The organism is Leucobacter luti (genome assembly GCF_019464495.1).
Classification (GTDB): Bacteria; Actinomycetota; Actinomycetes; order Actinomycetales; family Microbacteriaceae; genus Leucobacter; species Leucobacter luti_A.
On the sequence record NZ_CP080492.1, the window covers coordinates 2,927,469 to 2,940,331 of the forward strand.

The following is a 12,863-nucleotide window of genomic DNA, read 5'->3' on the forward strand; positions in this document are numbered from 1 at the left end:
ATTCGTTGCTCGCGGCGTGAACAATACGACCACATGACTACGCGAATAGTCAATGAATTTTTAACTCTGTTGTTGTTTAGTCACACAAACTTAATAATCGTTTGTCATTTGTGAATTCTGCCCCTATCGTGGATCGCGCCGGCCCCGGGCAGTGAAGCCAGCGGGCGGATGGGCAAGTCGAAAGGACACCGCAATGACGCGCAAGACCGGATACGTGTGGCACGAGCGATACGCATGGCACGACACAGGGACTCACGCCGGGTTGGTGCCGGCCGGGGGATATGTGCAGCCGTATCGCAACTTTGAGAGCCCGGATTCCAAAGCGCGATTCGCGGGGCTCGTTGAGGTATCTGGCTTGATCGACCAGCTCACCCGTGTGCGTGCGCAGGAAGTGTCCGACGAGGACCTGCTGCGCGTGCACACTCCGGCGCACCTCGATCGCATCCGGAGTCAGTCCGACGCTGGCGGCGGCGATGCTGGGGATGGCTTCTCGCCCTTCGGCCGCGGTGGCTTCGAACTGGGGAAGCTCGCGGCGGGTGGCACCCTCGCTGCTGCACGGGCCGTGCTCGATGGGACCGCGGACAACGCCTATGCGCTCGTGCGCCCGCCTGGACACCACGCGGAGCCCGATCAGGGTCGGGGCTACTGCCTCTTCGCGAACGTCCCGATCGCGATCGAAGCGCTGCGTGCGGAGCGGCGAGTGCGCCGGGTTGCCATCTTCGACTATGACGTCCACCACGGCAACGGCGCGCAGAAAATCTACTGGAATGATCCCGATGTGTTGACGATTTCGGTGCACCAGGATCGGCTCTTCCCTGTCGACAGCGGCCTGGCCGAGGAACGCGGAGGCGACGCAGGTGCCGGTACAAATATCAACGTGCCACTTCCGGCCGGATCAGGTGACGGCGCATACTGGTCGGTCGTGGATCGTGTTGCGGGACCGGCCATCCGGGCGTTCGCCCCCGATCTCATCATCGTGTCGAGCGGCTTCGACCCGTCAGCTCTGGATCCCCTCGGGCGGATGAGTGTCACCTCGAATGGGTTCCGCGGCATCGCGGAGCGGCTGCTGGCGATCGCGGATGATGCCTGCGACGGCAAGATCGTCTTCTCGCACGAGGGTGGCTACTCCGCCGTGCACGTGCCGTTTTGCGGGATCGCGGTGCTCGAAGTGCTGAGCGGAATCACGACAGGAGTCGAGGATCCGTTTAACGTTTCGATCGGCAGCTCGCCAACTCGCGCCTTGACCGAGTGGCAAACCGACATCATTGACCGCTCTGCTGAATTTGCTCGGGCGCTCGGCCTCATCGTCGGTGAGCCGTGACGCGGGCGGCACGCGAGCGCTAGCGTCAGCGTGCCGCCCGTAGGGGCCGAGCCGAGGTCCGTGCTCGGGGGTGAGCGATGGGGCTGCTGCTATTCAGAGCACCGCCGCCCGCTCCCGGCTAGCGGCCGTTCGTCGTCGGAAAGACCGGACGATGCGTGTGCACGGCCTCATACAAAAAGGTCGAGATCCGGGAGACTCCGGCGACTTCGCGGATCTGACGGTTGATCAGCGAGAAGAGCTCGGATGAAGACTGCGCGTAGACCTCAGCGAGCAGGCTGAAATTGCCGGATCCGAGCACGAGGTAGCGCACGCCGGGAAACTGCGAGATTTCGTCCGCAACGCGATCGATATCGCCTTCGACTTCGATCTGCAGGCTCGCAATGCTTCGAAGCCCGACTGCGTGAGGGCTCGTGACACCGATGACGCGCACCACGCCGCGTTCCTGCAGCCGCTTCACGCGTGCACGGGCTCCGCCTGGGGTGAGACCCACTTCTGTGCCGAGTTCGGCGTAGCTCATGCGTCCATCGCGTTCGAGCAGCCCGATCAGCCGCTCGTCAACCTGATCGAGCATCCACGGCGGTTCGTCTGTTGCTTCAGTGACGAGACTCCCCGGCTCCGGTGTCTCCGCTCGCGCCTTTCCCATGCTGTGCAGTATTGCACGGCGGCGGTGGTGGCGCGCGGCGGCGGGCCGCGATGCTCGATTGCTTCGGCTCAGGGCGACGGCGACGCTGCGCGACTTCGGCGCCAGGCCTGTTGGAGCAGCGTGACTTCGGTGCTGGGCCTGTTCGACGCTGGGCCTGTTCGGGGCAGGGCTACTTCGGCGCCGGGCCCGCTGATCCCTCCGACACCGCGGCGAGCTTGCCCGCTGCGAGCGAGATTCTGATCGGTGTGCCAGCCGGTGCGTCTCCAGCGTCCCGCAACACTGCGCCGTGAGCGAGTTGCACGATGCCGTAGCCGCGTTCGAGCGTTGCTTGCGGTGACAGGGAAGTGAGGCGGGCCCGGAGATCTGTCAGCGAGCGGCTGCGATCCACGATCGCGCGATCAGCCAGCTCAGTGCCGCGGGCGATCCAGCGCACGAGCTCTTCGGCGCGCTCGTCCACGATGCGCTCCGGGGTGCGCAGCACCGGGCGACCACGCAGCTGCGAGATGCGATCCGTCTCGTATGAGAGCAGCTGACCGAGCCTGGAGCTCATGCGTGCGCGAGCCTGATCGATGCCCGCAAGTTCCTCGCCAACATCGGGGACAACGCGCTTCGCCGCGTCCGTGGGGGTCGAGGCACGCAGATCCGCCACCTCGTCGAGCAATGGTCGGTCGGCCTCGTGGCCGATTGCGCTCACCACCGGTGTCGTTGCCGCCGCTGCCGCTCGCACCACGCGCTCGTCACTGAACGGGAGCAGATTCTGGAAATCGCCGCCGCCGCGGGCCACAATGATCACGTCGACGGTCGGATCCTGATCCAGCGCCTCGATCCCGGCCGCAACTTCAGTGGCGGCGCGATCACCCTGCACCGCTGCGTAGTGGATCTTGAACTGCACACCTGGCCAGCGGAGTGTGGCATTGCGCACCACGTCTTTTTCAGCGTCGGAATCGCGGCCGGTCACGAGGCCGATCTTGCCAGGCAGGAACGGGAGCGTGCGCTTGCGCGCTGGATCGAACAGCCCCTCGCTCTGGAGTTGACGCCTGAGCCGCTCGAGCCGTTCCAACAGCTCGCCGAGACCCACGTGGGAGAGATCGAAGACCTGCACGGTGAGCGAGCCGCCCTTGACCCAGAAGTTGGGCTTGACGAGTGCGATCACGCGGTCGCCCTGCGCGAACTCGCTGCTCAGGCGTTGCGCCACCGAGCGCCACACGGTGAAGCTCACTGTGGCGTCCTGGCCGAGATCTTTGAGCTTGCCGTAGACGTGGCCGCCGCGGACCTGCCACTGGGTGACCTCGCCCTCGACCCAGACCTGGCCCAGCCGATCCACCCACGCCGCGATCTTCTCGCTCATGAGGCCAACCGGCCACGGGGACTCCCGTGTCGCTGGGCTGCTTCCCGGGGCGGATCCCGATTCTGATTCGGCCATGGCTCCACCCTAGCGGCGAGCTCTGACATCGGCGGCGGACGGCGGCGCGCGCGCCCCGCCGTACCCCGGGAGTATTGAGGGAAGGGGAGGTAGAATCGGTGCTATGAATACCCCTGCCCCGTTGCCTGATCAGCGCACTATTGGCGCTCCGGTCGTGAGTCTCGCGATGCCCCGCATGCGGCGCCAGGCCGGCCGCCTGAAAGCCACGCAGGTTGACGGCGCCAAACAGGTGCTGCTCGCTGCCCCGCGCGGGTACTGCGCCGGTGTGGATCGCGCGGTCGTGGCGGTTGAAAAGGCGCTGGATCGCTTTGGTGCTCCGGTCTACGTGCGCAAGCAGATCGTGCACAACGTCCACGTCGTGAAGACGCTGGAGAAGATGGGCGCGATTTTTGTTGAGGAGGTCGACGAAGTGCCGGAGGGCGCGAACGTCGTCTTCTCCGCGCACGGAGTCTCTCCCGCGGTGGTGCAGGCAGCTGACGATCGTGGACTGCACGCCATTGACGCGACCTGCCCGCTCGTGACCAAAGTGCACCGCGAGGCCGTGCGCTTCGCGAAGCAGGACATGGAAATCCTGCTGATCGGGCACACCGGGCACGAAGAGGTCGAGGGTACTGCTGGCGAGGCACCGGATCACATCACGATCGTGAACTCGCCTGACGACGTCGACTCGCTTGAAGTGAAGGATCCCGAAAAGCTGATCTGGCTGTCGCAGACCACGCTCTCAGTTGACGAGACGATGGAGACGGTGCGGCGGCTGCGTGAGCGGTTCCCGAAGCTGCAGGATCCGCCCAGCGATGATATTTGCTACGCCACGCAGAACCGCCAGGTGGCGATTAAGAAGATCGCGCCAGAAGCCGATCTCGTGCTCGTGGTCGGGTCAACAAACTCCTCGAACTCGGTGCGCCTCGTTGAGGTGGCGCTCGAGTACGGTGCGAAGGCGGCCTACCTTGTGGACTTTGCCGAAGAGGTGAAGCAGGAATGGCTTGAGGGAGTGCGCACTGTTGGCATCTCCAGCGGAGCTTCGGTGCCTGAGGTGCTCGTGCAGGAGCTGCTCGACGACCTGGGCGAGGCTGGCTACGGCGACGTGCGCGCCGTCGTCACCGCCGAAGAAGACCTGGTGTTCTCGCTGCCGAAGGAACTGCGCCAGGACGCCGAGGGCAAGCGCGACGCTCGCGCACTCGGCGGCCGCGTGCGCTAGCGATCCGGGCCCGCGCCCGCACCCGCGTCACACACCGATGGGTCCCGGTTCGTTGCTTCATATGTGTTGAAGCGACCAACCGGGACCCATCGGTGTTGGTGCGGCCTGACTACGGCTGCTGGAGCTGCGTGAGGTAGTCCATCATCTTGTCGAGCGATCCGGTTGGATCGCTTTCAAGCTGCTGCATGATGTCAGGGGCACCGCTCATGGCGATCATCGGGACAATCATGAGGATGATGACCGCGACGACGCCGGCGACCAAAGGCACCCAGAACGTGAGCTTGTTGGCGCGCATCCGCTGAATCGAGAAGATTAGCGTGAGAGCGAACAGTAAGAGTACGACGAGGCCGCTGATGATGCCGAGGGGGCCGACCCAGCTCGCAAGCTGCGGCGAATCCACACCGATCATGGTGCCGGTGAGGCGGATCTGCGCTTCGAGGTTGAAGAACGACGACGCAATATTGAGTGCGCCAAACGCACCGAGCGCGAGCAGCAGGATCGTGACAACGCGGTCGCCGATGCGCGGGCCCTTGGGGCCGGGAACGCGGTACGCAGGTGGCAGCTGGCCGGAGCCCTGCGAGCCCAGGTTCTGCGGCTGTGCCGGGGTCTGCGGCTGCGCCGGTGCCTGTGGTGCTGCTGCGCGGTACGGTGCGCCAGCAGCCTGTTGCTCCGCGGCGGGTCGAGCCGGTGCCCCGAGGTTGTGCGGCACGCCAGCCGGCGGTGCTGCGGCAGCGTGCGGTGCTGCGGGGGCCGTGCTCTGGCCCGTGGTCTGGTTCGATGCCGGATCGTCGGCTGCGCCCTCCGGCTTCCAACTCCATCCCTCAGGAGCGTACTCACCGTAGGCGGGCTGAGCGGGGCGCGGCGCTGGTTGCGCCGGGGAGCTCGACTGCGCAGAGGGCGCTGACGGTGCTGCACCCTCCTGCGTGGGATCTGTCGGCTGTTCTGCCATTACTTACTCACTGACTTGCCGGCTGAGCCGAGCTGTTCTGCGGCGAGGGCGATGCGAGAAGCCATGCCGCTCTCTGCGACCCGGCCGTATGCGCGCGGGTCGTACATCTTCTTGTTGCCGACTTCGCCGTCGATCTTCAGCACACCCTCGTAGTTGGTGAGGATGAAGTCGGCGAGCGGGCGCGTAAACGCGTACTGCGTATCCGTATCAATGTTCATCTTGATGACACCGTTGCGCACCGCCTCGGCGATCTCCTCGGACGAGGAGCCGGATCCGCCATGGAACACGAGGTCGAGCGGCTTCGCGGCCGTGCCGTACTTTGCCTGCAGCCCGGACTGGATCTCAGCGAGGAGTTCGGGGCGAAGCTTCACGCCGCCCGGCTTGTACACGCCGTGCACGTTGCCGAAGGTGAGTGCGGTGAGGTATCGGCCCTGCTCGCCGAGGCCGAGCGCCTCAACCGTTGCGACCGCGTCGTCCAAGGTGGTGTAGAGCTGGTCATTGATCTCGTGTGTGATGCCGTCCTCTTCGCCGCCAACGACGCCGATCTCGACCTCAAGGATGACGTTGATCGCTGCGAGGCGGGGGAGGAGCTCGCGCGCGATGTCGAGGTTCTCCGCGAGCGGCACAGCCGAGCCATCCCACATATGCGACTGGAAATACGGCTGCCCGCCCTGCTTGACGCGCTCCTCGCTCGCGGCGACGAGCGGTAGCACGAAGTTTTCGAGGTGCTGCTTCGGGCAGTGGTCAGTGTGGAGCGCGACGGTGATGTCGTAGGCCTTTGCGACCTCTTCTGCGAACTTCGCGAAGGCGATAGCGCCGCCCGCGCGGTTCTGCACGGTGTGGCCGGCGAAGTGATCTGCACCGCCGAAGCTGACCTGGAGAATGCCGTCGGAGCCTGCCTCGGCGAAGCCCTGCAGGGCTGCGTTGAGGGTCTGCGAGCTCGACACGTTGACGGCTGGGAATGCGAATCCCCCCGACTTGGCGGCGTCGAGCATTGCGGCGTACTGTTCCGGGCTAGCGACGGGCATATGTGCTCCTCGTGATTCGTGGCGGTGAGATTCTGAGATTCATAGCGGCGAATTCGAGCGGTGAATTTGGCCGGCAGTTTCGTTGTGGTGGGCACACACTTCATTCGTGCCCCCACTTCGCTTCCTCAGTCTACGCGTTCGGGCCGAGTATCGGGGGTGAACGCGGTAGGCTGGACGTCATGACTGAACCTGTATCGCTTGGCGAATGGCAGCCCGACCGTAACCTCGCGATGGAGCTCGTTCGAGCAACCGAGGCCGCAGCAATGCGCGCGACGCCATGGATCGGCCGTGGCGACAAGAACGCCGCTGACGGCGCGGCAGTTGACGCAATGCGTCGCTTCCTCTCCACGGTGAACATGACGGGCACTGTCGTGATCGGCGAGGGCGAGAAGGATGACGCTCCGTGGCTGTACAACGGTGAGGTCGTGGGCAATGGCGAGGGCGCTGAGTGCGACGTTGCCGTTGACCCGATCGACGGCACGCGCCTCACGGCCGAGGGCCGCCCCGGTGCGCTCTCCGTGATCGCAGTGGCTGATCGCGGCAGCATGTATGACCCCTCCGCGGTGTTCTACATGGACAAGCTCGTGTGCGGCCCCGAAGGTGTTGGCGTGGTCGACATTAACCGGCCCATCGGCGAGAACATCCGCGCGCTGGCCCGTGCCAAGAAGGTTGACGTTTCTGACATCCGCGTTGCGGTGCTGGATCGTCCCCGCCACGAGCAGCTCATCACCGATATTCGCGAGGCCGGTGCAGGCACCCGACTCCTGATGGACGGCGACGTTGCCGGTGGCGTGAACGCTGCGCGCTGGGATTCTCGCATCGACATGTGCGTCGGCATCGGCGGCACCCCCGAGGGCATCATCACCGCCTGTGCGGTGAAGGCGCTCGGAGGTGTGATCCAGGGCAAGCTGTGGCCGAAGGATGACGAGGAGCGCGAGCGCGCCCTCGCCGCCGGGCACGATCTCGATCGCGTGCTCGAGGCGAATGACCTCGTTGCGAGCGACAACTGCTATTTCGTGGCGACCGGCATCACCGATGCCGAGTTCATCGACGGCGTACAGCGCCGCGGACCGTTCGTGCGCGCTGAGAGCATCGTGATGCGCTCGCACTCCGGCACGATCCGCCACATCATTAGCGACATGGACCCGAGCCGCTGGGACTAATCTCTTCGCGCGTTGAACACGAAAACCCCCGGGCCTTCCAGCCCGGGGGTTTTCGTGTTTCTGCTGATGTCAACGAAGAGGATCCGGGCAACACCGGGAAGTACTTAACCGGGTACGTTATCCCCGAGTGAGGTAGGTGATCGTCACGGGAGAGTTGAACCGAATGCGTACGGTCGGTGCGATGACATGAACTGTGGTGGCGGTGGTGACGGAGGTCGTGGAACTCCCCGAAGCCGCCGACGTAGAGTTCTTCAGGTTCACTGAGAGTTTTCCGGTGCCGACATACCCAAAATTCTTGCCACCGCTCACAATGCAGGCGCTCACATCGCGTCCTGAGGTGCCACATCCGGGAGAAAGCCAGCTGATCGCCCGTGGGCTCAAGCCACTGGTTGAATGATGTACGGCTGAGAGCTGTTCACCTGTCACACTATCAACCAACACTGTCGTATTGCCCTTTGTAACGAGCGCATCGATTTCTTCGTCAGACTGGGTGCCGCTGAGCTCTTCGAGAAGATCGTCGATCGTTTGCTCAATACTGGTGCTCATTTCTTCGGGCGGCAAAGCACTGATGGACTCTGCGAGCCCATCAGTGGCGTGGGCTGTCGTAGGAGCAAAAGAGAGAGCGACGATTGCCAATGTCGCGAGAAGAGATTTTCGCAGCACAGCGCCGTTTCTCAAGAGTACTTTCGTCATGGCTTGCCTTTCCTGATCTGGCCTCGAAGCGAAGCACCCGAATCGCCAATGGGGCTTGGAGAACGAGGGTTACACAGAAGTTATTCCCCATGTCAGATCTGAGTACTTCGGGGATGATCCTGGGTGCTTGCTGGACGTATCTGGTGTAAGAATCGACCATGACTGAGCGTGTTGCGCCGTGAATCACGGCGTATCGCATTTGATGTCGGGTAGAGATTCCCGGGATGAACCTCCCCGTCCTCCTCAAGTTGTTCAGCGCTGAGGCTCGCCCGTCCGCGCTGCCCTCGTCCCAGACGTTAAGGCTGGGTGGGGGCGCGGGCGCCGAGGATTGCGGCGATTTGGGGGCGGGCGCAAAGAAGCGGCGCGCGAGGTGCCCCAGTCGGCTGTTTCAGTGCGGAAAGAGCCACCTAGGACCCCACGCGAAGTGCGTGGCGAGATGCCTGGTGCGCTACTTGGCGTCGTCCGGGTCTTGGTCGCTGGCGGGGCGGAGCTCCGGGGCGATGAGCGGGCGCACCGCGACGTCGAGCTGCACGGGGTCTGGCCCGATCTGCTCGCCGTTGAGCGCACTGATCTTGCGCGCGGTGGGCAGCACGTGACGCTCGAAGGAGCCGACGTAGGCGTTGTAATCTTGCACTCCGCGCGACAGTGTGCGGCCGAGCTTGTCAAGATGCGTCGCACTGCGGCCGATCCGGCTGTGCAGCTCACGGCTGAGGTCGAACAGCGTGCGGGCCTCTGCGGTGAGCGAATCCTGGCGCCAGCTGTGTGCCACGGACTTCAGGATCGCCCACAGGCTGACGGGTGAGGCGAGCGCGACGCGACGCTCGAATGCGTACTCGAGCAAGAGCGGGTCAGTGTCGAGCGCGCTCGACAGCAGCGACTCGCTCGGGAGGAATGCGATCACGAACTCGGGGGAGTCCGGGAGCGCACTCGCGTAGTCGCGTTTGCTGAGCGCCACGATGTGCTCCCGTAGTGCGCGGGAGTGCTGGGCGAGGAGCGCCGTGCGGCGTGCCTCGCCAGCGGCGGAGTTGGGGTCAGCCGCGTCGCCCTCCCCACCCGAGCCGCGGCCCGCTGCGAGATGCTGTGCTTCGAGGTAGGCATCAAACGGCACCTTCGCATCAATCGCGATGGCCTTGCCGCCGGGGAGGTGAATGACGACATCCGGGCGCAGCACGCCGCGATCGCTCGTGAGCTGCTGCTGCACCTCGAAATCGACGTGCTCGATCATCCCGGCCGCCTCGATGATGCGGCGCAGCTGTGTCTCGCCCCAGAGCCCGCGCGTGTTGTTCGAGCGCAGCGCTGCCGCCAAGCTCTCTGCCGTGCCGCGGAGTTTGTCTTCAGCGAGCGCTGCCTGCCGCAATTGCTGCGTGAGCTCGCCATGTTGGGTGGCGCGTTGCTGTTCCAATGCCGCCACGGTCTGCTCGAGCTTGCCGAGGCTGTCGCGCAGCGGCGCGAGCTGCTGCAACACACGCTGTTCTTCTCGGTCGAGGTCCGAGCGTTCGCGCGCGTTGAGATGCGCATCGCGGAGCCGTTCCTCAAGCCCCATCGCTCGCGTCTCAGCAGCGGCGAGCTCTTCGCGCAGCAGCCGTGCCCCGGCCTCCGCATCAAGCCTCGCGCGCTGAGTGGCGAGTGCGAAGTCGCGCTCGCGATCCGCAGCGTACTCCTCAGCCGTCGCGGCGAGTGTGCGGGCAGCGGAGCGACCGCGCAGTGTCGCACCGAGTGTCGCGCCAACGCCACCGGCGAGCACCGCGACGAGAATGAGCAGCAACGCGAGAGTGATCGTGGTCATAAAGACAGACTGTCAGTGACCTCTGACATTGGCGGGACGCGCGCGTGATTTCGCTGGCAAAGACGCCGCCGAGCGCGTCCCCGCGACGCGCCCTGTCACGATGGCGGTGCTCGTCGCGGGAATTTGGGCCCCGGCTACAGCTTGAGCGGGATCGCCTTCAGCTGCTGGATTCGCAGGCCGGTGGCCCGCACCAGCTGTGCCACATCGCCCGCCTCGTGCCGTCGCGCGGCGTCAGTGATGATGGCCGCGCAAGCCTGGGCATCGGCGAGGGCATCATGATGGGCGAAAGCTCCGAAGCCCGCTGCGGCCGCGGCGAGCGGAAGGCGGTGCGACGGGATCTCGTAGGTCTTCCGCGAGACCTGCACGCTGCACAGGTACTTCAACCGTGGCGTCGGCGTGACCGACTCGGCGCAGGCAGCGCGAATCACGCCCATATCGAAGCTCGCATTGTGCGCGACCGTGACATCGTCCCCGATGAACTCGCGCAGTTCGTCGAGCTGCCCGGACCAGTCTCGCGCCGTCTCGACCATCGCCGGAGTGATGCCGTGAATCTTGATGTTGAACGGCAGGAACTGTGGATGAGCCACAGGCGGTCGGATCAGCCAGTACGCCTGTTCTACGACTTTGCCATCGCGGATCCGCACCATGCCAACGGAGCACGCCGAAGAAGGATGGTTGTTCGCGGTCTCGAAATCGATCGCGGTGAAGTCTACGGACACCCTCTTAGCCTGACATATCCCACTGACATCACGCGGTGAGTGGGCGGGTGGGGCACGCGGTGAGTGGGTGGCGCCGGTGGTGAACGGGAGGGGCACGTGGCAGATAAGCCCCGCGGTGGGAGAATAGGGGCACCGCCGGCATCAGCTCGACGGACTGAGCATGGAGGCTCCACCATGATTCCCGAGATTAACTACTGGGCAGTGCTCGTCGCGACCATCTCAACGATGGTGGTCGGGTCAATTTGGTACACACCGAAGGTTTTCGGAACGATCTGGATGAAGCTCGCGAAGGTCACGCCGAGCGGCAACGCGAAAGATGCGGCTGGCCCGATCATTGCCACGCTGATCGTCAGTTTCATCACCGCGTGGGTGCTTGCGGGCGCCACTTGGATCGCTTTCGAGTTCACCGGTGGATCGTTCCTTGCTGTGGCCGTGGTCACCGGTCTCGTGCTCTGGCTGGGGTTCACCGCAGCGCGCTTCGTCACGCATGACGCGTTCGAGGGGAGACCAGTGAAACTGACCCTCCTGAACATCGTGCATGAGCTCGTGACCGTCTTGGTCATGTCGGTGATCCTCGGCCTCTGGCCACCCGCGATCGGCTAGCGCGGGACGGGGCAGTTCCGGCCCGGTAGACTGAACCCTTGTGGCCCTAACTATCGGAATCGTGGGACTGCCGAATGTCGGCAAGTCGACCCTGTTCAACGCTCTTACGCACAACGACGCTCTCGCGGCGAACTACCCGTTCGCAACGATCGAACCGAACGTTGGCGTTGTCAACCTGCCAGATCCTCGGCTCGATACACTCGCCGAGATCTTCGGCTCTGAGCGCATTCTGCCCGCGCCGGTGTCATTCGTTGACATTGCGGGTATTGTGCGTGGCGCAAGCGAAGGGGAGGGGTTGGGCAATCAATTCCTCGCGAACATTCGTGAGGCGGACGCCATCGCACAGGTGGTGCGTGGCTTCTCGGATCCCGATGTGATTCACGTTGATGGTGGGGTGAACCCGGCCAGCGACATGGAAACGATCAACACCGAGCTGATCCTCGCGGATCTGCAGACTGTCGAAAAGGCACTGCCGCGCTACGAAAAAGAGTTGAAGTCGAAGAAGATTGACCCGGCAGTCGTCTCTACCGCGAACGCCGCCATCGAGGCGCTGAACGCCGGCACACTCCTCTCCCTGAGCGGCATTGATATCGAGCCGATCCGCGAGCTGGGGCTGCTCACCGCGAAACCGTTCCTCTACGTGTTCAACGTGGACGAGGGGGTGCTGCAGGATCAGGCAAAGCTTGCAGAACTCGCCGAGCTGGTGGCTCCTGCGAAGGCGATCTTCCTCGACGCCAAACTTGAGAGCGAGCTCATCGAACTCGACGACGACGATGCGGCCGAGTTGCTTGCCTCGATCGGCCAGGAGGAGAGTGGGCTGGATCAGCTCGCCCGCGTCGGCTTCGATACGCTCGGCCTGCAGACCTATCTCACGGCTGGGCCGAAAGAAGCTCGCGCCTGGACAATCCGCAAGGGCGCGACCGCACCTCAGGCAGCAGGCGTGATCCACGGTGATTTCGAAAAGGGCTTCATCAAGGGCGAGATCATTTCCTTTGCTGACCTCGTCGAGACCGGATCCGTCGCGGAGGCCCGGGCGAAGGGCAAGGCGCGCATGGAGGGCAAGGAATACGTGATGCAGGACGGCGATGTCTGCGAGTGGCGTTTTAACGTCTAGGTACACCTCCGGGACTCGTCCCGGGCGACGCTGATGCGTCGGATCAGTTCTGCGTGAACACGGCCACAACGGGCTGATCCGCGCATCGCCGCGTCACCTCTCTCGGTCACCGGGCGGCGTGCGTTCGCGCACACGTGTTGGTGAGCAAGGGAAAGCTGGTCCTCGGGGGAGAGGATCAGTGCGCATGGAGTCGCGGGGCGCGTGCACGCGCACCCCAGCAGTT

Annotated in this window: 12 protein-coding genes; 5 read left to right on the forward strand and 7 right to left on the reverse strand. The window is 64.4% G+C overall.

The features are described from left to right. Nucleotides 1-193: 193 nt before the first annotated feature. Nucleotides 194-1,321 (forward strand): class II histone deacetylase, encoded by a 1,128-nt coding sequence (locus tag K1X41_RS13180; RefSeq protein WP_220174801.1) that lies wholly within the window; start codon nt 194-196, stop codon nt 1,319-1,321. Nucleotides 1,322-1,439: 118 nt separating this feature from the next. Here K1X41_RS13180 and K1X41_RS13185 read toward each other — a convergent pair whose 3' ends face one another. Together K1X41_RS13185 and xseA are read right to left on the reverse strand one after the other, a co-directional pair. Then, entirely contained in the window at nt 1,440-1,964 is a 525-nt protein-coding gene (locus K1X41_RS13185; RefSeq protein ID WP_133615663.1) for an Lrp/AsnC family transcriptional regulator, read from the reverse strand. A 169-nt stretch (nt 1,965-2,133) separates the two neighbouring features. Then, nucleotides 2,134-3,387 (reverse strand): exodeoxyribonuclease VII large subunit, encoded by a 1,254-nt coding sequence (gene xseA / locus K1X41_RS13190; protein WP_220174802.1) that lies wholly within the window; start codon nt 3,385-3,387, stop codon nt 2,134-2,136. Between the two features lie 166 nt (nt 3,388-3,553). Here xseA and K1X41_RS13195 point away from each other — a divergent pair, with 166 nt between their 5' ends. Then, nucleotides 3,554-4,585 carry a 4-hydroxy-3-methylbut-2-enyl diphosphate reductase gene (locus K1X41_RS13195; RefSeq protein WP_132203923.1) on the forward strand — a complete coding sequence of 344 codons (1,032 nt, stop codon included), beginning with the start codon at nt 3,554-3,556 and terminating at the stop codon, nt 4,583-4,585. A gap of 109 nt (nt 4,586-4,694) precedes the next feature. On the opposite strand, the gene K1X41_RS13200 is transcribed toward K1X41_RS13195, so the two are convergent. Further along, a complete protein-coding gene (locus K1X41_RS13200; RefSeq protein ID WP_220174803.1) occupies nt 4,695-5,534 on the reverse strand; it encodes a DUF6264 family protein in 840 nt (279 codons plus the stop codon). After that, nucleotides 5,534-6,562 (reverse strand): class II fructose-bisphosphate aldolase, encoded by a 1,029-nt coding sequence (gene fbaA / locus K1X41_RS13205; protein WP_132202142.1) that lies wholly within the window; start codon nt 6,560-6,562, stop codon nt 5,534-5,536. Before fbaA ends, K1X41_RS13200 begins: the two co-directional genes overlap by 1 nt. Before the next feature lie 179 nt (nt 6,563-6,741). Between fbaA and glpX the strand changes: the two genes are divergently transcribed. After that, a complete protein-coding gene (glpX, locus tag K1X41_RS13210; RefSeq protein ID WP_132202144.1) occupies nt 6,742-7,725 on the forward strand; it encodes a class II fructose-bisphosphatase in 984 nt (327 codons plus the stop codon). A 117-nt stretch (nt 7,726-7,842) separates the two neighbouring features. On the opposite strand, the gene K1X41_RS13215 is transcribed toward glpX, so the two are convergent. From K1X41_RS13215 to K1X41_RS13225, 3 genes are all read right to left on the reverse strand, one after another. Then, the gene (locus K1X41_RS13215; protein WP_220174804.1) at nt 7,843-8,418 is read right to left on the reverse strand and encodes a hypothetical protein; all 576 of its coding nucleotides are present in this window, start codon (nt 8,416-8,418) and stop codon (nt 7,843-7,845) included. A gap of 448 nt (nt 8,419-8,866) precedes the next feature. Beyond that, nucleotides 8,867-10,204 carry a DNA recombination protein RmuC gene (locus K1X41_RS13220; protein ID WP_133615667.1) on the reverse strand — a complete coding sequence of 446 codons (1,338 nt, stop codon included), beginning with the start codon at nt 10,202-10,204 and terminating at the stop codon, nt 8,867-8,869. Nucleotides 10,205-10,338: 134 nt separating this feature from the next. After that, a complete protein-coding gene (locus K1X41_RS13225; protein WP_220174805.1) occupies nt 10,339-10,923 on the reverse strand; it encodes an exonuclease domain-containing protein in 585 nt (194 codons plus the stop codon). Between the two features lie 174 nt (nt 10,924-11,097). Between K1X41_RS13225 and K1X41_RS13230 the strand changes: the two genes are divergently transcribed. Beyond that, nucleotides 11,098-11,526, forward strand: a complete 429-nt coding sequence (locus K1X41_RS13230) for a DUF1761 domain-containing protein (protein WP_133615669.1) — start codon at nt 11,098-11,100, stop codon at nt 11,524-11,526. A gap of 40 nt (nt 11,527-11,566) precedes the next feature. Next, on the forward strand, nt 11,567-12,640 hold the full coding sequence (gene ychF / locus K1X41_RS13235; RefSeq protein WP_132202154.1) for a redox-regulated ATPase YchF: 1,074 nt from the start codon (nt 11,567-11,569) through the stop codon (nt 12,638-12,640). The last annotated feature ends 223 nt before the right edge of the window (nt 12,641-12,863 follow it).